A 25,890-nucleotide genomic window follows, 5' to 3' on the forward strand; every position below is an offset into this window, starting at 1 on the left:
TGTTTAAACTCTAACCTTTTCCTGATGGTAATGGATGAGATCCATCAATAAAGCATACCCCGTTTCTACTAATCCAGCTCCAGCACCTGTTAGTAAAATAGGCCCCGCCAAGTCACATTTATACATAATGGCATTTGTAGGACCAGAAACGGCTGCTAACGGATCACTACTGTCTAACAATTCCGGTTTCACCGTTGCATTCACTTCTCCATTCTTTTTCGTTATTCTTGCCAATAATTTCCACCTTTTGTTATCCTGTTTTGCCTGTTGGACCATTTCCCCTGTTATATTGCTAATCCCATTACACAAGATGTTTTTAGGGTGAATGGGCGTTTCCATTAAATAGTGTGATAGAATCGCCGCTTTATATCTTGCATCATATCCTTCTACATCACTTGTCGGATCAGCTTCAGCATATCCTAAATTCTGTGCCTTTTGTAATGCATCTTCATAGGTAAAGCCTTGCTCCATTTCCGATAAAATATAATTTGTTGTGCCGTTAAGAATTCCTCTTATCTCCTTTATTTCATTTCCAGCCAATGCTGTAATTGGCATCCTTAGTGCAGGGGTACCACTCATCACTGTACCTTCGAACCCCCAATACACATCATTTTCTTTTGCAATTTCTAACAGTTCTTCATATGCTAGAGCAACTGGCCCTTTGTTTGTTGTAACCACGCTTTTCTTATTTTGAAACGCTGTCTTTATATGATCGATGGCTGGCTGGCCTGTTTCCACATCTGTAAACGTTACTTCAACAATCATATCTGCATTGGTATTACGGATTGTTTCGATGCTATCTAACCCTTTAATAAGCCCAGATTGATCAGGATATGTGTCCACTCGATTCGTCTGATGAACTACGTTTAATAGTTGTTGTATATCTAATCCATCCGGATGATAGATTGCACCTTTCATCATATCGGTAACAGCTACCACTTTGATATCCAATCCATGTTCCCCCGACAATCTATCCTTTTGCTTAAAAAGCATATCAGCTAACGCCTGACCTACCCCTCCAAATCCTATAAAAGCAATGTTCAGTGTCACCTATATCCACCTCCATCTAAATAATTATCACCCAAGAGCTTTTGAGTACACGCAGTTAATATTGATACACCTATCGGAAGAGCATCCTCATTAATCATAAAGTCTGAAGCATGTAAACTCCCTTTATCGCCAACTTCTCTTGCACAGCCTAGAAAAAACATGGCCCCAGGGAATTTCTTTGTGATATGACCAAAGTCTTCTCCTCCCATGCCAAAAGCTTCCTCATAAATTGACATAGAAGGGTAAAGCGACTGAGCTGTTTTTCTAATTATCCCTGTTAGGAACGGATCGTTATTTAAGGCGGGTTCTCCATGCTCAATATCTAATATAAATTCACCACCCAATGATTCGACGATTGAAGCGATATTTTCTAATTCTTCCATAAGTTGTTTTCGAACACCCGTTGTGTAGGAGCGCAATGTTCCTTTTATTTGAACCACTTCCGGTATAACGTTAGCTGTATTTCCTCCATGAATTTCACCGACACTAATCACACCAACTTCTAATGGGTTTACCTTCCTACTAATAAGACCATAAATCCCTTGTAGAATAAAACTCGCCATCCAAATCGGATCCTTACTTTGATGTGGGTACCCACCATGGCCACCTTTACCTTTGATCTGAAGGGAAAAATTATCAATATTCGCCATACTAGGACCTTTATTAATTTGAATATCTCCTGTATTTCGCCAAGGGCAAACATGAAGGGCCAACGCCACATTCAAATCATCTATCACCCCGGCTTTCAAAAAATACGGGGCACCTGTTAACCCATATGCATCAGCACTTTCCTCAGCAGGTTGGAAAATGAGCTTTACGGTTCCAGTTAATTTACCTTTTTTGTAATCCTCTGCTAATAGCTTTGCAACACCAAGCAATATAGCCATATGTGCATCATGTCCACAAGCATGCATGACGCCATCATTATTAGATGAAAATGCTGCATTGGTTTGCTCCATAATAGGAAGGGCGTCCATATCTGCCCGTAGCCCAATAACTGGTCCGTCTCCACTTGATAAAGTTGCCACTATTCCATTACCTGCAATTCCTGTCTGTAACGTAAATACACCCATTGATTGTAAAATTTCAACAATATATTCCGCCGTTTCTTTTTCATGAAAACTCAATTCCGGATTTCCATGGAAATGGCGACGCCACTCCACCAGTTGGGCCCTAATCGCTTCTGATCTTATTTCGACATGTGACCGATCTTTCTGCAAGGGGGTAACCTCCCATCTTCAACAATATAAATGGACTGTCTAGTAAGTTATTTGCTAAAAACATGTTCAGGAAGGGATTGAAAGGCCTGTTCCAAGTCCATTATTAGATCATCAATATCTTCAATACCAGCAGAATAACGAATTAACCCTTCTGGTATCCCCATTGCCGCCCTTTCCTCTGGCGTACATTCCACGTGACTAGTCGTTCGGGAAGGACCTACCACTGTTTCTACTGATCCCAAGTTGGCTGCACGGTTCGCAAATTTTAGTTTTGGTAATAAATGACGCACGGTGTCTACTCCACCTTTGACGGAGAAGCTAAGCATGCCTCCAAAGTTCTCCATCTGCTTCTTGGCAATATCATGGCCTGGGTGATCCTCTAGACCTGGATAGAAAACAGATTCTACTACATTAACTGTCTGTAAATAGCGGGCAATCTGAATCGCGTTCTCACATTGCTTATCTACCCGAAGTTTTAAAGTTTTCATACCTCTGATTAACAAATAAGCCGCCATTGGGTCAAGAGTAGCACCATTGATTTCACGATAATGGTAAATGGCATCTACTAACTCTTTTCGACCACAAACTGCTCCTCCAAGTGCATCTGCATGACCCCCAAGAAATTTAGTTGCACTGTGAACGACTAAATCTGCTCCTAATTCGAGTGGTTTCTGATTAATAGGGGTCGCAAATGTGTTATCAACTATAACGATGGCACCAACTTCTTTTCCCGCCTTAGCCATCCTTTCTATGTTGGTTAGCTTTACGGTCGGATTTGTCGGGCTTTCTAGATACAATACCTTACAACCTTTTGCAACTTCTCGTTCTATTGCCTCGTGATCTCCTGTCTCACATAATTCAACTTCAACATTTTGTTTAGGAAGGAACTCAGTAAAAATCTTATTCGTCCCACCATACGTGTCTTTTATCGAAACAATTCGATCACCAGGAAACAGTAAAGTACCAAGTGTATTACTGATAGCAGCCATTCCAGTCGAAAAGCTTGTTGCCGCTTCTGCATCCTCCAATATTCTTATTTTCTCCTCGAAAGCTTGAACAGTTGGATTAGTGTTACGCCCATAAATATGACCAGTTTTATTACCAACAGCAACGTCGTACCATTCATCCATGTCATCATAACCAAAAGACACACTGTGTACTACCGGTACTTGCGTTGCTCCAAAAGCTAAAGAGTCTTTTTCTCCTGCCCATAAAGCACGAGTTGCCATACCTTGTTTGTTCATTTTTACTCCTCCTCAAGGAAAGTGAAGTTATCAATTAATAGTTAGCTAGCTGATTTTACCGTCCTGTTCATTTAAGCTAAAAGGGTCTTGAACGATCAACTTGCTCGGGAACTTTGTAAATGACTCACAACCAGATTCGGTAACACGGAAGGACTCACTAATTTCGATACCATAGTTCTCAAACCATAGTGCAGGAATTAAGTGAAAGGTCATGTTGGGCTGAAGGACAGTTGGATCACCCTTTCTAATACTCGCTGTATGTTCTCCCCAATCAGGCGGATAATTTAATCCAACCGAGTAACCTAATCTGGCCTCCTTTTCTATACCGTGTTGTTTAATACTTTTCTGCCAAATCCCTTCTATTTCTCCACAGGTCATCCCCGGCTTAATAGATTCTAATACTTTCGTTAACCCTTCTATTACAATTGGCGTTATGTTTTGTAACTCCTTTGATGGTTGCCCTATCGATACCGTTCTAGCCAGTGGCACATGATATCGCTTATAACATCCTGCTAATTCAACAACTACAGACTCCCCTTGTTCATATGTTCGATCAGTCCATGTAAGGTGTGGTGCAGATGTGTTTTCACCAGAAGGTAGCAGCGGTACTATGGCAGGGTAATCACCACCATAGTTTTCCGTTCCACTAATTAGTTCACGATAGATAGTTGCAGCCGCATCACACTCCCGTAAATTGGGTTTCATTGTTTTTACACCAACAGCCATTGCCTGATCCGCTATTTTTGCGGCACGTTTCATATACTCTATTTCTTGTTCAGATTTAATGATCCGCACGTAGTTGACAAGTAAATCTGCATCTTTAAATGTTGCATCAGGAAGGTTTTGCTGCAACATATAGTAGGCTTTTGCTGAAAAATAATAGTTATCCATTTCCACTCCAATATGCCGATTACCTTGCCCTATTTGTTTGAGGATGTCAGCAATGAATACCATTGGGTGATAATGGCTTGATTGCACATAATAATCGGGATATGCAATTATATTTTCATCATAAATCCACGTTGTAGCCTTTGCCCCGTGTGCATCCTGATACCTGCCAACCCATAGCGGTTGAGGCTCATCAATGATAATCACTAACATTTGATGCACATAGAAAGACCAGGCATCATAGCCGGACAAATAATTCATGTTTGCAGGGTCCGTTATTAGCAAGACCTCAATCCCTCTTTCAGACATTCTTTCTTTTGTCTTACATAAACGGTTTTGATATTCTACAATATCAAATGGAAGCATCAGCTTTCCCCCTCTCCTAAATGACGGAATTTTTCGTTAATTCATACTACTATCCTATTAAGAATAAAGTCTTTACGTAATGTTCAAACTGTATGATTTTAATAAATTCAAACTATACAATCTAAGCATAATCTTCGTGGGCTTCTTTGCTTTCATATATCAAGACAGCAAAGTATAGTCTTCCTTTTACTTATTAACATGGAGAAATATTCTCTTAAGCAACCAAAAAAAGCTTAGAGTTTTAAACCCTAAGCTTACATTTATTCGATCCTATTTAACTGACTTAACCTAACACATAACTCTAGTAAAAAATAATCGTCTGAATGATTTAGTAGTAAGTTCGTTAGCTTTTCAATGTTTCTTAGACGATATAATAAAGATTGACGGTGCAAATTTAACGCCCTTGCTGTCTGGCTCACATTACCTTTGTACTTATTATAGACTATGAATGTATAAATCAAATCTGTTTGCCTTTTATCGTCATACTCTATGAGAGGCCTTAGTGTTTCCTTAACAATTTCTTGTATGTTATCTTCACTTGATATGGCCATTAGTAAGCGATTTATTTTAGTGTTTTCAAAAAATGTTCTTTCTCCTATTTCATGTTGTTGAAGGCCAATTTGTAATGCAGTCTTTGCTTCCTGATAACTTTCAAAAAAGGGGAATTCCCCATCTTTTTGTAAAGCAACTCCCCAAGACAGTTCCATGTCGGCAAGTAACGCATTTAGACGTCTTTCCATTGTGTCTAAAAACTGGTGACAGGTTTCAACATAGGACTCCTCTTCAACCTCCAAAAAAATAATTACCATCCCATCCTCGAAGGTTGTCATTGTTTTTCTATCAAATAGTTCACCTGCATAATTTATTTCCTTCTGGATGTAGTAGTTCCAGCTTTTCAAAGACGAGGAATCAGGGTTATCCTTTTCCATAAGATTTGTAGATTCTTTATACTTTATATCACCCATAATACATGCATACAAGCAACCTAAGTCATACCCCAATAACCTTGCTTTCGAAAACGATTGATCATCTAGCCTCGTTTGATATTTCGCTAAATTGAGCACGAAATTATCCTTTAATTTTATTTCAGTAAGCTCAATCGCATTTTCCTTCACAAAATATAAGGCACAGGCCGTTAAAGCATGCTCTAATCCGTTCATCACTAACCATGTTAAAAGATTCCTATTACTAGGTTGAAAGATTAAGTAGCCTTGAATTTTATGATTATTTATTATTGGTAATTGGAATACCGTCGTTTTATCTAGTTCATATTCTTCAATATGGTAATATAATGGGTGTTCGATGAATGTTATTTCAGATGGAGGAATTTTGTAAAGGTTAGTATCTAGAAGCGAACTATAATTTTGTATAATGTCTTTTTTTATATTTTGGTTGGCTCTGATGACTCGGTTAGAGTCCGTTATTGCTAGAGGAATACGTATATTTCTATAAAATGTTTGAGCTATCTCTTGTAGACCTTTATCTTGGAGAACACAGTTGATTAATTGTTGCCTTAGTTTATCTGATTTTTTTCTTTCATCATAACGATCAATTGTTATTTGATGCATCACGCTTTGCATTACGTCACCAAAACGAATTTCCCAAGGAATATCTACGACAATCAATTCATTTGTATTTGCGATCTGTATAATTCGGTCAGGAATATTAAAAATGTACCTACCTGTAGCAACAGCTAGAACCGATGCCCCTGAACGAATAATGTCATTTACAAACTGCTCAAATAGTTTTGGTTCCTTTTCACAGCCAATACCAGTAGTCAAAACAAACTCATTTTTTCGAACAAAGTTCTCTACTGGTGTTTCAATAACTGAAATCCATTCAACTGTTTTATCTGATAAAATACTATTACTGGTTTTGACTTTGGAAGTTTTTAAAATCGGTAAGTCAATCACATCTTGTGCAGTTAACCCCATAAGTCTCACCTCGCACATAGGTTAAAAAAAAGAAACAACCATCAGCGGATTTATCAGTCATAACCAACGACAGCAAGAAATCACCTGTTATGTCATTATATGCTAGATACATAGGTTTATATCTATATAGCTAAACTTTTTCTAATCTTTCTGAATACCGAAACGCGCATTAATTTCACCACGTAATAGTTCTTTACGGTTCTTCTTCTCTTCCTTACGTTGGGCTTTAATCATTTCCTGCCTGATCTCATACGTTTGGACTCCTTCTTCTCGTTTATTAGCTATATCAATCAGTTGTTCTACATCAGCAAATGAATACTTACGGTTTCCTTTTGGAGATCTTTCGGGGAATATTAATTTTCGCTCTTCATAATATCTAATTTGCCGTTCGGTTAAACCGGTAAGCTCACTTACTACACCGATCGTGATCACTTTCCTTTCTTTATAAGAAGTGCTCTCTGCCATTTCTTCACCGCCACAACTATATTGATGTAATCACTTATTATGTATGATTATACATGGAAATTCTCACCATCTATATAGTTATGTAAGATTTTCTAACAATAAAAATCTGACTATAGCGAAAATAGTACGTAATGAAACTTTACAACTTTAATGAAAAAGGTTCACAACCTCCCTATACTACATGTTAAGAAAGGAGTGCGATAGATGGCTTATTTGAGAAAAGCCCTTGATAAGCAAAAGACATTCTTAATTAATCAATTAATTGAGGCAGGTGCCGTTGACCATACCGATCATAATATTTACAAGAAAACAATTACAGAGCTAGAACAAGAATATAAACTTATCCATAAGCACAAGGAAAACAGTTCAGTCTGAATATCGTATAAAGGAGGTAGTCTCATTGTCAGTAGCACCAAGTCTAAATGTAGTTTCTACTAAGCTTTCACCCCAGGAAGAGGCTTTTCAATTAGCACGAAAGATTGTGGAATTAGATCTATTGAGAGATGAAATATGGGAAAGCCTTGCATCTATTGCCGGTGACCATGCATATGAGGTACTAAGAATGATCCAAAATAGCTAAACCTAAAAGCTCCATTTAACGATTGTCATAGTTTGTATAGAATGTGTCGCAAGAATTATTCTATCCCTCACAATCGTTGCGGTATTTGGAGGTAAAAGAAATTTCATGCACTAATCTGCTTCAATCGTTGCGGTATTTTGGGGTAGAAGAAATTTCATGCACCAATCTGCTTCAATCGTTGCGGTATTTTGGGGTAGAAGAAATTTCATGCACTAATCTGCTTCAATCGTTGCGGTATTTGGAGGTAGAAGAAATTTCATGCACCAATCTGCTTCAATCGTTGCGGTATTTGGAGGTAAAAGAAATTTCATGCACTAATCTGCTTCAATAAGTTGCAATCTTCTTTGCGGAAAGGGATTGTAAAAAGTTAGTTTCTACGCATTTGCTCTCTACTTAGACATTCTTAAAGCAACGATTTATGATGAGTCCTTATTACAAACCACTTCCAGTTAAATCTCAGACATAAAAGCTGCTCACTCCGGAATTTCATTTCGGTGTGAACAGCTTTTTCGTTACAAATTACCTTCTAAATACCGATACAGCTCCCCATCCTCACACAAACCAACACTTTGATGAATAGGCTATAGTCAATCCTGTTATTAAAGTGGAGTGGTTTTACATGCAACTTCCTACTATATTATCGGGTCCAATTATCAGACGAACGGACCCATCAACGGTTAATATTTGGATAGCTACCAGTGTTGACCTAAAAGTAAAAGCTAAAATTTACCGTATTAATCATCGGAATGGATATAGATATAGCCTGTTACGAACAAAAACAATAAACGAAACAATCCAACTTGGGAAACGGTTATTTATCCATTTAATAAAAGTATCTCCAAAGCATAGACAGTTTCCTACAGATCAATTACTAGGATACAATTTGTTTTTTACTGATGTCTCAAATACGACTACAACCTTAAATAGTTATCATTTATTAGATCAACAGAACCCGCACAATCTTGTATATGGAGATTTAAAGTTACCTTCCTTCTATATAAATACAAAAGGAAAAAACAACCTATTATACGGTTCATGTCGAAAGGCATACAGTCAAGGATATGATGCTTTAGCAGGTGCGGATCTTCAGGTTGAGGAAAACTATAACCAAGTAGCTGAGCGACCAAGTACCTTATTTTTAATGGGAGACCAGATTTATGCGGATGACATACCAGATCCACTTATTTCATTTATCATCGATCTCGGTAAAGCATTAATTGGCGAAGAAGAAAACCTTATCGAGTTGGATGATCGCCTGAGCACAGAACCTTTTTTTACCTCTATTGATAAAATTCACGGCAGAGGATTTATAATGAAATACTTTGCAGAGTTTACCTCATCGAATGCAGATAATCATCTAATTCGGTTAGGTGAATACGCAGCCATGTATTTGCTTAGTTTTGGAACACAAATCTGGGAGTTAGCGAAGGAATATGGGGTGTTTGATGCTTTTGATAACGTTCTAGAAAACTATTACTTTATGTATCCAAATCTCCCCCATTCAGAGACAGAGTACCAAAAGGAATTAGAGCAACATCAGACAAGATACCGTGAACAAGTAGAACTAGTCTATCGTTTCCAGGAAAACCTTTATCATGTTCAACGAGTATTAGCCAATACTCCAACATACATGATATTCGATGATCATGATATTACAGATGACTGGAATATCACCCTAAATTGGGTAGAAAATGTGTGGAATGCACCATTAGGAAGGCATGTAATCTCTAATGGTTTAGCTGCATACTGGGCATTTCAAGGGTGGGGTAACGACCCTGATCAATTTAGTGGAGCGTTTAAGAAGCAATTTCAGCGTTATCTTAGTATCTTTAACACCCATTCATCCTCTTATCATGACTGGGTAGAATTACTTTGGGGATTCCATAATTGGCACTTTACTACCCCAACAATTCCTAGAGCATTATTTATCGACACACGAACAATGAGGGCGTTCGATCAACAACCAATTCCAACTAAAATAGGCACAAATATTGAAGAAAATATTAGTAGTCCACAGCTAGTTAGCGAGGACGGTTGGCGGCTCTTGGATCTTACTTTAAGATCTAGCAATTGGAGCGAAGGGGAGCCTTTAATCCTTGTGTCTCCCACGCCACTATATGGAATCGGATTAATAGAATCCACTTTGAATGATTACGTGTATCCTTTACGAACACTTGGTTTACCTGTCCAAACAATGGTAGACTTTGAGGCTTGGAAATATAATTCAGAAGGTTTTACCCAATTTTTACAACAGATTGCCGCATGGAATCCTAGTAATTGTTACCTTTTATCAGGGGACGTCCATTATGCTTTCGCAGCACAATCTAACGTAACTTTTGAAAATGGGCAGAGAATATCAATACACCAATTTACGAGTAGTCCTATGAATAATATGAGCTTTACTGGCATATGGGGTTCATTGATGAAAAAAATGGTATGGTTAAACTCCTACAGACGGAAAAGGCAACAAATATTTAGGCACTGTGATATGGAGAATAATTTGGTTTCGGAGAGTAATAGACTTAGCTGTCCATCCGATTATTATTGGCGAGAAGAGATTCAATATCTTACAACAGGAGAAAATTCAGTTATTCAAACAGACAATAACATCGGTTTATTATCCGTTGATCCGGACAATGTACAAAACTACTTGTTAAAATACTTCGGTTTACAGTTGGAAAAGAAAACGTATGAACCAATAAAAAGGTAACATTCCATAAATATTTATTCCTAAATTTCGACAAATCTTATATACTAAATCAATAATATATAAGAATGAGGCACCTATATGATAAACATCGAATATAACCTTTGGATTGTTTTTTTATCTTTTATAATAGCTATACTCTCGTCATACTCTGCTCTCAATCTAGCAGGTAAAATTTATCAAGAATCTGGAAAAGCAAAAGTAACCTGGTTATTTGCAGGGGCCTTTGTTATGGGCACCGGGGTTTGGTCCATGCACTTCATCGGTATGATGGCGATGGGCACTAACATGCCGATGAACTATAATATTCCACTTACCATTCTTTCAGCACTTGCTAGTATATTTGCATCGCTAATTGCCTTTCTAATCTCCTCCAAGGAAACGATTCGCAAATGGAACACTTTCCTTGGAGGTATTATTATGGGTTCGGGTATAATAGCGATGCATTACATTGGGATGAGTGCTGTTATTACAAACGTAAAGCTAAACTATAATCTAGCGTTGTTACTAGCATCCGTTATAATCGCTTATGCTGCATCTTATGCTGCACTCTATTTAATTAAAAAGTTTAGAAATAACACCCTCCATAGTCACTTAAAATTATACAGTGCAATTATTATGGCTATTGCCGTTTGTGGCATGCATTACACAGGGATGGCTGCAGCTAATTTTCAAATGGATAATCATGCAAAGCATATAGCTATACCTGGAACCACAACAGGTGATCATCGTACACTGTTAATCGCCGTAACAATTGGAACATTAATTATTATTATCGTGACATGGAGTGCCTTTTTCTTTGAAAATCATATATTAGAACGGATGGCATATACTGATTCGCTGACTTCTCTTGCAAATCGTAATGGACTTAATAAATATTTTAAAAAAAGGTTAGATAGTGGCTCGGTATTTTTTATAGACTTGGATCGCTTTAAGGTCATTAATGATACACTAGGCCATGATATTGGAGACAAACTGCTTATTGAAATATCCAACAGGTTAAGGGTAAACCGAAAAGCGTTTCGCATCGGTGGTGATGAATTTCTGATTGTAGCAAAAAACATAACTACAATTGAGAAAGCAACAGATTTTGCTAATACTATTTTAGATGAAATCCGTAAGCCTTTTTATATTGATGAAAATGAGTTATATGTCACTGGAAGTATAGGAATTAGTTTTGCACCTGAACATGGTACTCAAAGAAACGAGTTAGTAAGTGCTGCAGATGCTGCCATGTACCAAGCTAAAAAATCTAATGAAGGAAACATTGATATTTATTCCAATGATTTAGGCATAAAACATCAACGCCGTTTAGTGTTAGAGAAAGACCTTAGAAAAGGACTTGTTCATCAAGAGTTTTTCATCGTCTATCAGCCCAAGTATGATTTTTCTACTGGAAAGCTGGTTGGCATGGAAGCATTACTCCGCTGGCAACACCCTGAATTAGGATTAGTGCCTCCTATAGAATTTATACCTATAGCAGAGGAAACTGGTGTTATCATTCCGATGACCGAATGGATGCTAACGAAGGTATGTCAACAAAATCAGGATTGGCAAGCGCAACATTTGGTTGATAACCTTGTCATTTCTATTAACATGTCAGCAAGGATTTTCGAAAGCCAACGTCTACAAGGTTCAATTGAACAAGCATTAAATCAAACAGGTTTGAATCCACATCTATTGGAATTAGAAATAACAGAGTCAATTGCAATGAATAATATAAACAACACCATCGAACAACTAAAAGAACTACGCGCTATGGGGATTAAGGTTTCCCTGGATGACTTTGGAACAGGGTACTCTTCCTTGGGGAGTCTAGACGAAATGCCGATTGATATTATTAAAATTGACCAATCCTTTATTAGAAGTAGTAACATACCAACAAAACAAGCCATTATAAATAGTATTATATTAATCGCTAAGAATCTTAATATGGGGGTTATTGCTGAAGGTGTGGAGGAAATTAACCATATTGAGTTTTTAAAAAAGGCTGGTTGCTCCGTTATGCAAGGGTATTATATTAGTAAGCCACTTGATACAGAGGATATGAATAAATGGTTACGTGATCAACAAAAAATAAGTTAAGAAAAAAGAATTCCGATTTGGAATTCTTTTTTCATTTTATTCCTTCATTAACCTATCCTAGTTAATATTGCACTCGATGAAGATTAGCAAAGATTCCATCTTGTTTAATTAATTCATCATGGCTTCCTTGCTCTGCAATTCCATCTTCAGTCACAACTACGATGCGGTCTGCATTTTTAATCGTAGCTAAACGGTGGGCAATAATTAAGGTTGTTCTTTCTTTAGCTAACTCGTTCAATGCTCTCTGAATAATAACCTCTGTCTCTGTATCTAGTGCAGAAGTCGCTTCATCTAAGATTAATATTGGTGGATTTTTCAAGAACATTCGAGCAATCGCAATCCGTTGCTTCTGTCCACCCGATAGTTTAAGTCCTCTTTCCCCAACTTGTGTATCATAACCATCAGGTAACGATTGTATAAACGCTTCAAGGTGCGCTTTCCTCGCTGCGTCCGCTACTTCCTCGTCGGTAGCGTCTCTTTTGCCGTATGCAATATTTTCTCTCAATGTTCCAGTAAATAAAAAGACATCCTGTTGAACAATCCCAATCTGTGAACGAAGTGACTTTTTAGTCATACTGCGAATATCCATACCGTCGATTACGATTTGTCCATCACTCACATCATAAAACCTCGGGATCAACGAACAAATTGTTGTTTTACCAGCTCCTGAAGGACCTACAAATGCAACGGTTTCGCCTGTGCTAATATCTAGGTCAATATGATTTAAGACCTGTTTATGACTTTCATATCCAAAAGAAACATCTTTAAATACGATATTACCCGATAACGCAGTAACTTCCTCCGCATCTTCTCTATCCTGTACATCCGGTTCTGTATCAATTAGCTCTGTAAATCGTTTGAAGCCCGCCATTCCCTTCGGATACATCTCTAATAATGCACTAATTTTATCGATTGGTTTAAACAATACGTTCACATATAGTACAAACCCAACCAACTCACCATATGAAAGAATATCTCGGAAACTTAACCAAGCACCTAAAACGAGTACAACTAATACGATCAGACGAGTCATCATATAGATTCCAGAGGAACTATAGGACATAACCATGTAGGAGCTTAATTTTGCATCACGGAAATTGGAGTTGTCCTTTGAAAAACGTTCAATTTCATACTCTTCATTCGTAAATGACTGCACAACACGAACACCTGACACACTATCTTCTACTCTAGCATTTACATCAGCAATATCCTTGTACATTCTTTTCCACGCTGTATTCATTCGAATATTACAAAAATAAATTAACCAGATTAGAAAAGGTACTACTATAAGTATTACGAGTGCCATCTGTGCATTCACCGTAAACATGATCCAAAAAGCACCAACAAAGGTCATCACGGCAATAAAAAGATCCTCTGGTCCATGATGGGCCAATTCACCAATATCAAAAAGATCATTTGTAATCCGACTCATAATATGACCTGTTTTCGTATTATCAAAAAATCGAAACGACTGTTTTTGTACATGCTTAAATAATTGTTGTCGCATATCCGTCTCAATATTTATCCCGAGCTTGTGCCCCCAATAGTTAACGATGAACTGGAGAAAAGTACTCAAGATATATAAAACTAATAGGCCAGCACTCACCCAAATAATTGAATTCCAATCATTAGTTGGTAACAATGTATCGATAAACCATTGTACAGCCAACGGGAAAGCAAGTTCTAATAAAGCTACTATTACTGCACAACTAAAGTCAAATAGAAATAACTTTTTGTGTGGTAAATAGTAGGAAAAAAAACGTTTTATCACTAACATACACCTCTTTACCTTCTATAATGTTTTCACTTCAGACGAAGGACACACATAAAAGGATTATAAGTCTTCTTTTTAAGCTTGGCAATTCCAATTTGATACGTGTAAGTTACTTCACAAACTAGTTTTATGTTAATGTTTAGTCATTTAGTTAGTCCAAAAGAACTAAGTCTAACATCGTTTAAATACTCAGAATAATTAGTAAGTAATGTCTATTGACCATCCAATATGATAGTTCTTTTTTCCGTTTTATTTAAAATTTAAAGGATTTCACACAATTATCAGAGAATTATAAACTTTGTAAAAATATACGAGGGGGAGTTTGCTTGAGAAAGACAAAATTAGCATCAGCTGGCTTAGCGATTGCACTAGGATTTAGCACACTAACATACAGTGGATTTATTTCGAGTCCAACAGTTAGTGCCACAACAAAAGCAACCACAACAGTAGAAAGTTACGCAGGATCACCAATCGACTTAGGAATTGCGAATGATGAGAAGTTGATTGAAATGCTTATAGAAGAGGGTACAATTAGTAAAGATGCTAGTGCTGCAGAGGCAGAGAATGCTTTGCAGAAGTACTTAAAGTCAAAAGCAGAAAGTACAAAGAAGATGCAAGGTGAAGTACCAGGTAAGAAGCTTGGGGATGCACCAGAAAGTGAAACACCTGTAAAGAACAATAGTTTGACAAGCGGCAAAGGGAACAAGCTTGGACAAGCTAAAAAGAATAAAGTAGATTCTGTCAAAGAAGAAACTTATGATGGAGAAGTTCGTGAGGATAAAGTATTAGTCCTTGCAATTGATTTCCCTGATTACGAGAAAAGCTCGATTACAAAAGAAGAAACAGATATGTTTTATGAAGATTATACACACGATCATTTCCAAAACATGATCTTTGGAGAAGATGGATACGAAGGCCCAAATGGTGAGAACCTTGTATCTATGAAACAATATTATGAACAACAATCAGGTGGTAGTTATACAGTAGATGGTACAGTTGCTGGTTGGTACACTGCTGAACATCCTGCGGCATACTATGGTGGTAATTACCCTGGACCAGATGACAGTGACCATCGTGCAAGAGAGCTAGTTTACGAGGCACTTACCAAGGCAGGAGAAGATCCAAATGTTGATCTAAGTGAGTATGATATTTGGGATCGTGACGATTATGATGGTGACGGTGTATATAATGAACCCGATGGAATTATTGACCACTTAATGGTTATTCACGCTGGTGTTGGTGAAGAAGCTGGTGGTGGTAGTTTGGGTGCGGATGCTATCTGGTCACACCGTTGGAACCTTGGTGGACTAACTGCTGTTCCTGGTGGCACTTCTACTAGTGACAGATTTGGTGGTAAATTAGCGGCTTATGACTACACGATAGAACCTGAAGATGGTGCAGCTGGTGTCTTTGCACATGAGTATGGTCATGACTTAGGACTTCCTGATGAGTATGATACACAGTACACTGGTGAAGGGGAAGCTGTTTCTTATTGGTCATTGATGTCTAGTGGTAGCTGGGCAGGGGATATTCCTGGTACAGAACCCTCTGGATTTAGTGCATATGCAAAAGAAATGCTACAAGCTGATCATGGTGGTAATTGGTTAAGTGGTACAACTTTAAAAGCCGATGATATTACTAGTGAAGGGATTTCTATATTACTTGATGAAGCTGTAACAAAAGGAATAAATAACGATGCAGTTCGAATTGACCTTCCTCAAAAACAAACTTCCATAAATGAGCCTTTCAGTGGTCAATATGAATACTTTAGTGGAAGTGGAAACAATTTAGATAATTCCATGACTACTACTGTAGACCTTACTAATGCTTCTAGTGCACAACTGCAGTTTAAGGCATGGTATGACATTGAAACTGATTGGGATTATGCATCTGTAAAAGTTAATGGTGAATCTATAGAGGGTAATATTACAACTACTGAAAACCCATATGATCAAAACCCAGGTTTTGGTATAACGGGAACTTCAGATGGTTGGGTTGATGCAACATTTGACCTTTCTGATTACGTAGGTGAAGAAGTAGAGCTAGAGTTTAATTATTGGACAGATGTTGCTGCTGCAATGCCAGGTTTTTATGTAGATGATATTACTGTAAGTGTTGATGAAGAAGATGTCATTTTTGATAACGTGGAAAGTGAACCTGCTTTTGAATTATCCGGATTTAAGGTAGATGAAGGTATCCTGTATTCTGACCACTACTACTTATTAGAATGGAGATCACAGAACGGTGTCGATGAAGGTTTAGCACATATCCGCCGTGGCGCAAGTTTAATGAGCTTTGACCCAGGTCTTTTAGTATGGTACGTTGATGAAGCATATGATGACAACTGGACAGGTACTCATCCTGGTGAAGGTTTCTTAGGAGTTGTAGATGCGGATCAACATACACTGTTCTGGAGCGACAAATCAGTTGCCTCAACTCGTTATCAAATTCATGATGCCGCATTTAGTCTAAATAAATCCAGCAAGATGTTCCTTGATTACTCTGCAATTAACGGAACTACTTTAAAAGATAATTTCACGAAACGTAATCCACTATTTAGTGATAGTGCAGACTGGTCGAATCCAGGACTAGTTGACGCTGGACGCAACGTTCCTAACTACGGATTAAACTTCCGTGTTATAGGAGAAAGCAAGGATGGAACAGTAGGAAAAGTTCTATTGTTTAAAAAGTAATTATCTAAAGGCTCCGACTCAGGTCGGGGCTTTTTTCACTTTGGTTATTCTTTATTAAGAACGTTTGTTATAAAAAAATATCAATACCCTCTTCTGGATCAGCATTAAATTCATCTTTTATTATCATAGATTGTTTCCCCCATCACTTTTTAAATCAGTATATCTATACTTTATTAAGAATAATCTATTACATAAAGTGACTTTTGTAAATAAACTTAGACAACATTTTACTTATATTTTACAGATATTTGTATAATTTTGTTGACTTAGATCATAATATTGACAAATAACTAGGAGGGAATGTCATGGATATACAACGCGCCAAGGAAATTGTCGATTCCTTAAGTATGATTACTGTCACCTATGAAGGTAAACCTATCTTTATTCAACAGGTTCATGAGGAAAGTGATTCAGCACGTGTCTTTCCAATTGATCACCCACAACAAGAACAAGAAGTACCACTAGAGAGTCTTCAGGAACAGTAAGATGGTCTACATCTAGGAAGAAAGTTACTATGCTTTTTTCCTAAATGAAATAAATCTATTAATCTACTTAACTCATCTTTATAGTGATACACCTAATAATTTGGTATAGTTAGAGGGAAGGAGGAACTTACAATGAACATGTCAATAACTCAACCAGCCACAAATTGGTTTATAGAAGAAATGGATCTGCAAGAAGGAGACTATGTTCGATTTTTTGCCAGATACGGTGGTAATGGTGGTGTCCATAGTGGATTCTCCCTTGCTATTTCCAACGACGAGCCCAATGACCCTGGTGTACAAATAGAATCTCAAGGCATAACTTTTTACGTTGAAAATTCAGATATGTGGTATTTTGATAAAATGGACTTCCACATCAAGTTCTCAAGAAAATACAATGAAGTGGAATATGTAATAGGTTAATTTATAAAAAATTTAGCAAAACCACCTGATTCCAGGTGGTTTTGTAGTACGTTCAAAGATAGGACTATAGAGAGCGACGTAAGTGGATTTATTAGACCGTTGCTAGGTACCAAATTCTCCTTATCCCTCTTTCTTCGTTATCTAGTTGTTCAATCCGACTATAACTCGTTATACTCACCCTCATTTTATATACAAGTAGACAATGAAAGACGAGACAGATGTGGATGACGTTAATCAACTGTTAAGGAAGCAGTAATTTTGCAGAAAGAGCCTTTATTAGAACAAACCTAGAGCTAGTCCATTTTCATCCACATCCATGTTTAGTGCAGCAGGTGCTTTTGGTAATCCTGGCATTGTTAGTACTTCTCCTGTCAGGGCTACAATGAAACCAGCTCCAATTGACGGCCTCAACTCTCTTACCGTAATTGTGAAGCCCTCTGGTCTCCCTAACAGTAATGGATTATCTGACAAGGAATACTGTGTTTTTGCCATACAAATAGGAAGGTTACCCCAACCATTTTTATTTATTTCTTCTATTTGTAATTTAGCATTTGTTGTAAATTCCACACCTTTTGCACCATATACGGTTGTTGCAATGGTAGTTATTTTCGATTCAACAGATTGATCAACACTATATAAAGGTTTAAAGTGATTATCCTGCTGGTCTATAACATCTATTAGTTTATAAGCTAACTCCTTCCCACCTTCTCCTCCATGTTCCCACACCTCACTTAAAGCAACCTCTACCTTTCTTTCCTTACACCACTTCTTTAAAAAGGCTATTTCTCTATCAGTATCTGTTGAAAATTTATTTATTGCTACAACAACAGGCAACCCAAACGCCTCGATTGTCTCAATATGTTTGTTTAGATTGTGGACTCCAGATTCTAACGCGGGAACATTCTCTTCTTTTAGTTGAGCTAAAGAAACACCACCATGGAGCTTCAATGCTCGTATAGTTGCCACTAGAACAACAGCTTCTGGTTTTATATTGCCAATACGAGCTTTGATATCTAGAAACTTCTCGGCACCTAGGTCTGCTCCAAATCCCGCTTCTGTTATAACGTAATCCCCGAGTTTACTTGCGATTTTAGTAGCGATAATACTATTACAGCCATGGGCAATATTGGCAAATGGTCCTCCATGAATAATAGCAGGGGTATTTTCTATTGTTTGAACAAGGTTAGGTTTTAAAGCATCCTTTAATAATAAAGTTAATGCACCTTCAACACCTAAGTCACGAACGGTTACTGGTAGTCCTTCTATTGTATAACCAATTACAATTCGACTTAAGCGTTCACGGAGATTATCTAGTCCATCTGCCAGACAAAGTACAGCCATTATTTCAGATGCGACTGTAATCATAAAGCCATCTTCTCTCGGTACACCCTGTTTTGGTCCACCTAATCCAATAATTACTTGACGTAATGCACGATCATTAAGGTCGACAACTCTTTTCCAAACAACTCTCCTTGTATCAATATTACAACTATTCCCCTGAAAAATATGGTTATCTATAAACGCTGATAAGGAATTATTTGCTGCTGTTATCGCATGGATATCTCCCGTGAAATGGAGATTAATTTCTTCCATTGGCATTACTTGAGCGTATCCCCCGCCACTCGCTCCACCCTTTAGTCCCATCGTCGGTCCTAAAGAGGGTTCTCTTAACGCAATAATCGCGTTTTTGCCTATACGCTGGAATGCTTGTCCCAGTCCAACTGTTACCGTTGATTTTCCTTCGCCAGCAGGGGTGGGGTTAATTGAAGTAACTAAAATTACTTTTCCATTCGGTTTTTCTGCTAGCCTGTCCATTACATCTAGTGAAATTTTTGCTTTATACTTACCGTAGGGCTCCCACTCATCTTCTAGTAATTCTGTCATTTCAGCAATTTCTCTGATTGGTTTTAATGTCGCATTATTAGCAATTTCTAAGTCCTTGTTAGTAGACTGGTTAGTCACTTCTACTCGCCTCCATTTTTCCATTGTGTACTTGTTGTCTTTATGTGAACAATTGAACTATTGCCTCATTATATCATTTCTTCATTGTAGTTTTATCCATCGAAATGAACTAAGGTAGTAATTAGGATAATTTATTTAGTTCATTTTTACCCAAGATCTTCCATTTATCTACCTATTAAGATAGAATGAAGGAAAAACCAAAGAGAGTGATAGGGTGAAAAATCTAGGGGCGCTCATTAAATATCAAAGAAAATCTCAAAAGTTAACTTTACAAGAATTAGCTAAAGGAATTTGTTCTGTTTCCTATTTGAGTAAAATAGAAAATGGCAATACAAAATGTAGTGAGGAAGTAACGGAACTCTTACTCGAACGACTAGGAATACATCCCGGAACAATGATAAATGAAACAGAGGAAAATAATAAAAAAACAGTGCTCCAACGCTGGTATGGTACTATTTTAGATCAAGCTCTTCAGGCGGCGTCGATCCAGTACAAGCAACTTCATGAAGGATTAGGACAGATCAATAATTTAGAACTGAATATTCTGTTTCAGTTATTTACACTTCGCTATTATCTGCTTATCAAGGATTATCAAAAGATAGAAAGTAGCTTACAATCTTTAAATTCAATCTATTCTACTTTTACTAACATGCATAAATATTTCTATCATAAGTTTGTTGGTTTATATGAATATACCTATGGAAAGCAAACAAAAGCAAAAGATAGTTACTTGATTGCCTTAGAGCTTTTTAGAGATGAGTATTTAGATGAACAATTAATTGAAAAGGAAAAAGCAGATTTGTATTTTGTTATTGCACTGAATGAGTATCGACTTTTTAATTATAGTCTTTGTATGTATTATACCCAACAGGCAATCCAATTCTTCAATGAACAGTTCCAATATAAACGCTGTATCGATTGTTATATCATTCTTGGCCTAACATACAAACAAATTAGCCAGTTTGACCAAGCCAAGAAACAGTTTAATTTAGCAATTAATGCTGCAAATGAGCTAGAGGATAAGTCTGTTAAAGGAATGGCTTACCAAAACTTAGGTAATTTATATTACAAAAAAGGTGATTTTAAAGAAGCATTAACGAACTATATTTTGAGTTACAAATGTAAAAAAAATGCATCAACGAAAGCAAAACTCTTTTCAGTTATATCGATAATCAAAGTATATGATCATCTTAAAGAAACAAGTAACATTATTAAATGGACTAGAACAGGCATCGATCTACTAGATGAAACAAACGATCCAGATTACATCTCTATGCACTATATTTTATTTGTTTATAAGTACAAAACAGAAAATAATCTACAGCAAATGCAAAGAATGTTAATAGACTATGCTCTACCGCATTTTATAGAAAAAGAACAATTCCAATACAGCTATGAATTTGCCACATTATTAGCTGATTTATTAGGATCCAAACAAAAATATAAGCAAGCCTATCATTACTCCATTATCGCTAATCAGTCCTTAATGAAGCTTGCTAAGGTTAATAATTAACTCATGATCGTGTATTCCTTTTTTATCTTTTAGCACACAGGTGATTAAACAGATACATGAGTAACCTTAACGGGGTATATGACATAAAAATGGATATAGTTACGTGTGACTATATCCATTTAAAAATTAAATACTCTTTTTACATACATATTATGATACATAATCCACGATATTAGCAGTATATAGATTTTCAAAAACAATAGCAGCTTTTTAGCTTTATTACTATAATGGTATAATGGTATACAAAGTATTTATGATTAAGGTGATGTTAAAAATATGGAAGTACAAGCGTTATTAGAAGTAGAAAAACTCGCATTAAAGAAACAAACAGTATACAAACAGAGTCCTGTGAGGTACTTAGCACGAGCAGCTTTAGCAAGTATGTTCATTGGATTTGGGGTGATTGTCGCCTTTAAAACAGGAAACTATTTTTACTTAGAGCACTCTCCATTTACTTATCCATTTGCTGCTCTTACATTTGGTGCGGCCATTATTCTGATTGCGTATGGGGGCGGTGATCTATTTACAGGTAACACCTTCTATTACACAATTGCTGCCTTACGTAAGAAAATGCGTTGGCCATCCGTGTTTAAGCTTTGGACAGCCACCTATATCGGGAATATAATTGGGGCTTTGATATTTGCGTTCTTAATTTACACGACCGGTTTATTTAATGATAGTTCGGTAAATGGATTTTTACTGAGTGTTGCTGACAAAAAAATCCATGCACCAATTATTGAATTATTTTTCCGTGGTATTCTCTGTAACTGGTTAGTCTGTTTAGCATTCTTTATCCCAATGTCATTGAAAGGCGATGGACCGAAACTATTTACCATGGTTCTCTTTGTCTTTTGCTTTTTCATATCTGGTTATGAGCATAGTATCGCTAACATGTGTACCTTTGCTATTGCTTTAGTTTTAGATCATCCAGATACTATTAACATTGGTGGTGTAGTGAGAAACCTTATCCCTGTGACCTTAGGTAATATTATTGGCGGAAATTTCTTAATGGGATGGATGTATCACTTCGTCAATAAACCATTTATGGATATGGAGCAGAAGTAATTTTTCATCGTAAAAGAACCTAGTCTGTATGTAGACTAGGTTCTTTTACTTTGTTCTTCTTATTTCACAAGACTATTTAACATGTCATCGATCATTTGACCATTAGCAACTGGGCCTGTATATAACCAACTAGAAGTTGATTCAAACTCATAAATGTTATCGTTTTTCACAGCAGGGATATTTTGCCAAATTGGATCCTCTAACATTTTAGCTCCATTGCCTTTATCGCTGTTTATTAAGAAAATATGATCTGCATCTAGTTCAGCTAATTTTTCAAGTGAAATTTCTGACCAGTTAGATGTTGTATTAGCAGAGATCTCAGAAACTACATTCGGTGTTGTAAGACCTAAATCATTGTACATCACATCTCCACTAGATAATGACTCACTAACAACATAGAATGTATCATTAACTAACCAGATAGCTGCAGCAGATTCATCACCAATTGCAGATTTAATTTTTTCCTTCGCATCACTTGCCTTTTGTTCATAATCAGCTAAAATTTGTTCAGCTTTGTCTTTCTTACCAAAAACCTCACCGATTGTAACTAGCTCTTCACGCCAATCATTATTTTGCTCTGTTCCTACAACGTATGTAGGCGCAATTTTCTTATATTGATCATATTTATTTCCTTCTACCATGGATGCAGAGTCCATAATAATTAAGTCCGGTTCAAAGCTCGTTACTGCTTCGTATGGTAAGTCATGTGGGATTGTTGGAACTCCCTCAAGTGAATCTTGTAAATAATCTTGGATACTTGCTCCATCGGAAACTGACCACTGTGCAACAGGAGTTATTCCTAATGCTACAAGATAGTCCTCTAGGTAAGATGCAATTACTCGTTTTGGTTCAGCAGGGATTGTTACTTCATTTCCCATAGCGTCTGTTAATGTACGTTCCGTTGCTTCGCCTTCACTATCCGTATTCCCCTCGTGGTTTTCTGCATTATTATTCTCTTGATCTTTATCTTTTTCTTCTTCATTTCCACCACATGCAGTTAATAGCAATACAAAAGCAAGTAGTGTCGCGATGATATATATTCTATTATGTTTCTTAACCAAGTCTAGTTCCTCCTAGTATAGTTTTAATTTACTTGTAAATGATAACAATTCTCAATGTCATTTACAAGTAAATTATTCATCCTTTTATATAATTGCCCAAGATATCCATTTATACTATAATGATAACAATTCTCAATTTTTAATTAGTAGGAGTCCTAACTTATGTCTAACGGTACTATTTCGGAGGAAACAAAAAAAGCCCCAAGAAAAAATAGAACGAGACCACTAGTTGCCACTATCATTATATTTGGTGGGCTAACAGTTCTATTGTTATCGATAGGATTATCCATTATGTATGGAGCTGCGGATATTGACTTCCTTGTAATATGGCAAAGCATCACGCAATTCGACCCCACTTCAACTTCTCACCAGATCATCAGGAGTCTTCGTGTACCTCGGGCACTTGCAGCTGCTCTAATCGGAGCTGCACTAGCGATGTCAGGCTCGATAATGCAAGGCATGACTCGCAATGCGCTAGCCTCTCCTTCCATTATGGGAGTAACAGCAGGAGCAACATTTATGATGGCGGTAGCATTCGCTGCTGTTCCAGATGCTTCAAACGTAACCATTATGATATGGTCGTTCTTAGGAGCTGGTCTAGGTGTATTCATCGTATTTGGAGTAGGATCTCTATCGAAGAGTGGCCTTACTCCCGTGAAACTAGCACTAGCTGGTACAGCTGTAACAGCTATTCTTAGCTCCCTATCCTCTGCTATTGCCATCCATTTTAATATTGCAAAAGATATTAGCTTTTGGTATGCAGGTGGCGTTTCAGGTGTACAGTGGATTCACGTTCAACTTTTAGCACCTGTCGCAATAATTGGTTTTATTATCGCGCTATTACTTGCAAATTCCATCACTGTTCTAAACCTAGGAGATGATGTTGCAAAAGGACTAGGACAACAAACAGTGCTTGTGAAATTAACAGGAACACTAGTTGTACTTTTACTAACTGGTGCAGCCATTTCAGTGGCAGGCACAATAGGGTTTGTAGGATTAGTTATCCCACATATCACAAGGTTTTTAGTAGGGGCAGATTACCGATTAATTATTCCTTGCTCGGCTATTTTAGGTGGGCTCTTATTAGTTGTTGCAGACACCACGTCACGCATGGTGAACCCACCTTTTGAAACACCAGTCGGTACGATCACTGCTTTAGTCGGCGTTCCTTTTTTTCTATATTTGGCAAGACGTGAAGGGAGGGGCATCTAATGAAAAAAACATCGGTAATAACGATTATCTTATTGGTTAGCCTGATCATCACGTGTTTAGTTAATCTAAATTTAGGTGTGGTAAGAATTAGTCCACTAGAAGTATGGAATACCTTCATTGGACAAGGGACGGATCGGATGGCCATGGTATTATTCCATTTCCGTTTACCTCGAATTGTAATTGCTATCTTAATCGGGGCAGCCATGGCTATTTCTGGAGCTATTCTACAAAGTGTGACTCATAACGATTTAGCCGATCCTGGTATATTAGGAATTAATTCAGGTGCAGGTTTTGCCGTTATACTGTACATATTTTTCTTTCAAGGTAGTATTCCAGACCTAGGTGGTTTATCTGTTTATTTAATGCCCTTATCAGCGTTATTTGGCGCCTTGCTCGCTGCCACTTTGATCTATTCTATCTCTTGGAAAAACGGCATTTCCCCTATCCGCCTAATCTTAGTAGGTATCGGGATTAACTCTGCGTTTGCAGCCTTGATTATTGTATTCCAATTAAAAATGGACCCTAATGATTTCATGCGCGCTACCGTTTGGTTATCTGGGGATATTGCTGGTGCTGATTGGTCATATGTTTTAGCATTACTGCCGTGGGTTATTATTTTACTTCCTTTTTCACTAATGAAAGCACATGCTTTGGATACGATTAACCTTGGCGATGATGTAGCGCAAGGTTTAGGAACTAGTGTAGAAAGAGAACGACGACTATTACTATTTATAGCTGTCGCTCTAGCTGGCGCAAGTGTAGCAGTGGGGGGTGGAATTGCATTTGTCGGGCTAGTGGTTCCACACTTAGCTAGAAAGTTAGTAGGAGTTAAACACACTTCCTTTCTGCCAGTCACAGCTCTATTAGGAGCTCTTCTGCTGTTAGTAGCAGACACACTTGGTCGAAATATCCTTGCACCTTCCGAAATTCCGGTTGGCCTTATTGTTTCCACAATTGGTGGTAGTTACTTTATTTATTTGTTAATGAAAAGCTAACATTTTATGAGTTTTAAGTGCGACGCTGTAGAGTTGTTACGTAAAAGAATTCTAACGTTGCGAAATCAGCCAAACCTTTTGCATTCGCTTCGTTAGAGGGGTCCTTACATCGCGATATTAGCTAATCCCTATAAACTCGCTTCGTTAAAGGGGTTCTTACATTGCGGAAAT

20 protein-coding genes are annotated in these 25,890 nt (G+C 37.3%); 11 read left to right on the top strand and 9 right to left on the bottom strand.

The genetic code is table 11. The annotated features are described in order from the left end of the window. Window positions 1-3 precede the first annotated feature (3 nt). The 6 genes from H7K77_RS14575 to H7K77_RS14600 all read right to left on the bottom strand — a co-directional run bounded on the left by H7K77_RS14575 (window position 4) and on the right by H7K77_RS14600 (window position 7,167). Complete coding sequence (locus H7K77_RS14575; RefSeq protein ID WP_186578613.1) at window positions 4-1,050, bottom strand: homoserine dehydrogenase; 1,047 nt, start codon at window positions 1,048-1,050, stop codon at window positions 4-6. Further along, entirely contained in the window at window positions 1,047-2,270 is a 1,224-nt protein-coding gene (locus H7K77_RS14580) for a M20 metallopeptidase family protein (RefSeq protein ID WP_222599380.1), read from the bottom strand. The genes H7K77_RS14575 and H7K77_RS14580 overlap by 4 nt, the downstream gene beginning before the upstream one ends. Window positions 2,271-2,317: 47 nt before the next feature. Further along, on the bottom strand, window positions 2,318-3,514 hold the full coding sequence (locus H7K77_RS14585) for a cystathionine gamma-synthase family protein (RefSeq protein WP_186578615.1): 1,197 nt from the start codon (window positions 3,512-3,514) through the stop codon (window positions 2,318-2,320). 45 nt (window positions 3,515-3,559) lie between these two features. After that, entirely contained in the window at window positions 3,560-4,768 is a 1,209-nt protein-coding gene (locus tag H7K77_RS14590; protein WP_186578617.1) for a M24 family metallopeptidase, read from the bottom strand. Window positions 4,769-5,028: 260 nt separating this feature from the next. Further along, the gene (locus H7K77_RS14595; protein ID WP_186578619.1) at window positions 5,029-6,702 is read right to left on the bottom strand and encodes a PucR family transcriptional regulator; all 1,674 of its coding nucleotides are present in this window, start codon (window positions 6,700-6,702) and stop codon (window positions 5,029-5,031) included. A 141-nt stretch (window positions 6,703-6,843) separates the two neighbouring features. Beyond that, a complete protein-coding gene (locus H7K77_RS14600) occupies window positions 6,844-7,167 on the bottom strand; it encodes a MerR family transcriptional regulator (protein WP_186578621.1) in 324 nt (107 codons plus the stop codon). Window positions 7,168-7,371: 204 nt separating this feature from the next. Between H7K77_RS14600 and H7K77_RS14605 the strand changes: the two genes are divergently transcribed. From H7K77_RS14605 to H7K77_RS14620, 4 genes are all read left to right on the top strand, one after another. Further along, a complete protein-coding gene (locus tag H7K77_RS14605; RefSeq protein ID WP_186578623.1) occupies window positions 7,372-7,542 on the top strand; it encodes a Fur-regulated basic protein FbpA in 171 nt (56 codons plus the stop codon). Between the two features lie 25 nt (window positions 7,543-7,567). Further along, window positions 7,568-7,747, top strand: coding sequence for a hypothetical protein (locus H7K77_RS14610; protein WP_186578722.1), 180 nt, complete (start codon window positions 7,568-7,570; stop codon window positions 7,745-7,747). Window positions 7,748-8,366: 619 nt separating this feature from the next. Continuing rightward, complete coding sequence (locus tag H7K77_RS14615; protein ID WP_186578625.1) at window positions 8,367-10,457, top strand: metallophosphoesterase family protein; 2,091 nt, start codon at window positions 8,367-8,369, stop codon at window positions 10,455-10,457. A gap of 78 nt (window positions 10,458-10,535) precedes the next feature. Continuing rightward, window positions 10,536-12,539, top strand: coding sequence for a bifunctional diguanylate cyclase/phosphodiesterase (locus H7K77_RS14620; RefSeq protein ID WP_186578627.1), 2,004 nt, complete (start codon window positions 10,536-10,538; stop codon window positions 12,537-12,539). A gap of 61 nt (window positions 12,540-12,600) precedes the next feature. Here the strand turns inward: H7K77_RS14620 and H7K77_RS14625 are convergent, their stop codons facing one another. Beyond that, window positions 12,601-14,310: an ABC transporter ATP-binding protein gene (locus tag H7K77_RS14625; RefSeq protein ID WP_186578629.1), complete on the bottom strand. Its 1,710-nt coding sequence runs from the start codon at window positions 14,308-14,310 to the stop codon at window positions 12,601-12,603. Between the two features lie 329 nt (window positions 14,311-14,639). On the opposite strand from H7K77_RS14625, the gene H7K77_RS14630 reads away from it, so the two are divergent. The 3 genes from H7K77_RS14630 (at window position 14,640) to H7K77_RS14640 (ending at window position 17,911) form a co-directional block, all read left to right on the top strand. Then, window positions 14,640-17,006 (top strand): immune inhibitor A domain-containing protein, encoded by a 2,367-nt coding sequence (locus H7K77_RS14630; protein WP_186578631.1) that lies wholly within the window; start codon window positions 14,640-14,642, stop codon window positions 17,004-17,006. A gap of 305 nt (window positions 17,007-17,311) precedes the next feature. Then, window positions 17,312-17,491 carry an H-type small acid-soluble spore protein gene (locus tag H7K77_RS14635; RefSeq protein WP_186578633.1) on the top strand — a complete coding sequence of 60 codons (180 nt, stop codon included), beginning with the start codon at window positions 17,312-17,314 and terminating at the stop codon, window positions 17,489-17,491. 132 nt (window positions 17,492-17,623) lie between these two features. Beyond that, window positions 17,624-17,911, top strand: a complete 288-nt coding sequence (locus H7K77_RS14640; RefSeq protein WP_186578635.1) for a HesB/YadR/YfhF family protein — start codon at window positions 17,624-17,626, stop codon at window positions 17,909-17,911. 276 nt (window positions 17,912-18,187) lie between these two features. On the opposite strand, the gene H7K77_RS14645 is transcribed toward H7K77_RS14640, so the two are convergent. Beyond that, a complete protein-coding gene (locus H7K77_RS14645; RefSeq protein ID WP_186578637.1) occupies window positions 18,188-19,897 on the bottom strand; it encodes a formate--tetrahydrofolate ligase in 1,710 nt (569 codons plus the stop codon). A 190-nt stretch (window positions 19,898-20,087) separates the two neighbouring features. On the opposite strand from H7K77_RS14645, the gene H7K77_RS14650 reads away from it, so the two are divergent. Beyond that, window positions 20,088-21,386: a helix-turn-helix domain-containing protein gene (locus tag H7K77_RS14650; protein WP_186578639.1), complete on the top strand. Its 1,299-nt coding sequence runs from the start codon at window positions 20,088-20,090 to the stop codon at window positions 21,384-21,386. Between the two features lie 276 nt (window positions 21,387-21,662). Beyond that, on the top strand, window positions 21,663-22,451 hold the full coding sequence (locus tag H7K77_RS14655; RefSeq protein WP_186578641.1) for a formate/nitrite transporter family protein: 789 nt from the start codon (window positions 21,663-21,665) through the stop codon (window positions 22,449-22,451). Between the two features lie 59 nt (window positions 22,452-22,510). Here H7K77_RS14655 and H7K77_RS14660 read toward each other — a convergent pair whose 3' ends face one another. Then, window positions 22,511-23,512: an iron-hydroxamate ABC transporter substrate-binding protein gene (locus H7K77_RS14660; protein WP_186578643.1), complete on the bottom strand. Its 1,002-nt coding sequence runs from the start codon at window positions 23,510-23,512 to the stop codon at window positions 22,511-22,513. A 162-nt stretch (window positions 23,513-23,674) separates the two neighbouring features. On the opposite strand from H7K77_RS14660, the gene H7K77_RS14665 reads away from it, so the two are divergent. Both H7K77_RS14665 and H7K77_RS14670 read left to right on the top strand, forming a co-directional pair. Then, on the top strand, window positions 23,675-24,724 hold the full coding sequence (locus H7K77_RS14665; RefSeq protein ID WP_186578645.1) for a FecCD family ABC transporter permease: 1,050 nt from the start codon (window positions 23,675-23,677) through the stop codon (window positions 24,722-24,724). Continuing rightward, the gene (locus H7K77_RS14670; RefSeq protein WP_186578647.1) at window positions 24,724-25,719 is read left to right on the top strand and encodes a FecCD family ABC transporter permease; all 996 of its coding nucleotides are present in this window, start codon (window positions 24,724-24,726) and stop codon (window positions 25,717-25,719) included. Before H7K77_RS14665 ends, H7K77_RS14670 begins: the two co-directional genes overlap by 1 nt. The last annotated feature ends 171 nt before the right edge of the window (window positions 25,720-25,890 follow it).

It is taken from the genome of Aquibacillus kalidii (genome assembly GCF_014280935.1).
Taxonomy (GTDB): domain Bacteria; phylum Bacillota; class Bacilli; order Bacillales; family Amphibacillaceae; genus Aquibacillus_D; species Aquibacillus_D kalidii.

What these genes read in the sequence shown, in the direction of transcription:
- H7K77_RS14585 (WP_186578615.1), bottom strand. Translation starts at nt 3,514, where the DNA reads ATGAACAAACAAGGTATGGCAACTCGTGCTTTATGGGCAGGAGAAAAA.
- H7K77_RS14590 (WP_186578617.1), bottom strand. Translation starts at nt 4,768, where the DNA reads ATGCTTCCATTTGATATTGTAGAATATCAAAACCGTTTATGTAAGACA.
- H7K77_RS14595 (WP_186578619.1), bottom strand. Translation starts at nt 6,702, where the DNA reads ATGGGGTTAACTGCACAAGATGTGATTGACTTACCGATTTTAAAAACT.
- H7K77_RS14600 (WP_186578621.1), bottom strand. Translation starts at nt 7,167, where the DNA reads ATGGCAGAGAGCACTTCTTATAAAGAAAGGAAAGTGATCACGATCGGT.
- H7K77_RS14605 (WP_186578623.1), top strand. Translation starts at nt 7,372, where the DNA reads ATGGCTTATTTGAGAAAAGCCCTTGATAAGCAAAAGACATTCTTAATT.
- H7K77_RS14615 (WP_186578625.1), top strand. Translation starts at nt 8,367, where the DNA reads ATGCAACTTCCTACTATATTATCGGGTCCAATTATCAGACGAACGGAC.
- H7K77_RS14620 (WP_186578627.1), top strand. Translation starts at nt 10,536, where the DNA reads ATGATAAACATCGAATATAACCTTTGGATTGTTTTTTTATCTTTTATA.
- H7K77_RS14635 (WP_186578633.1), top strand. Translation starts at nt 17,312, where the DNA reads ATGGATATACAACGCGCCAAGGAAATTGTCGATTCCTTAAGTATGATT.
- H7K77_RS14640 (WP_186578635.1), top strand. Translation starts at nt 17,624, where the DNA reads ATGAACATGTCAATAACTCAACCAGCCACAAATTGGTTTATAGAAGAA.
- H7K77_RS14645 (WP_186578637.1), bottom strand. Translation starts at nt 19,897, where the DNA reads ATGGAAAAATGGAGGCGAGTAGAAGTGACTAACCAGTCTACTAACAAG.
- H7K77_RS14655 (WP_186578641.1), top strand. Translation starts at nt 21,663, where the DNA reads ATGGAAGTACAAGCGTTATTAGAAGTAGAAAAACTCGCATTAAAGAAA.
- H7K77_RS14665 (WP_186578645.1), top strand. Translation starts at nt 23,675, where the DNA reads ATGTCTAACGGTACTATTTCGGAGGAAACAAAAAAAGCCCCAAGAAAA.
- H7K77_RS14670 (WP_186578647.1), top strand. Translation starts at nt 24,724, where the DNA reads ATGAAAAAAACATCGGTAATAACGATTATCTTATTGGTTAGCCTGATC.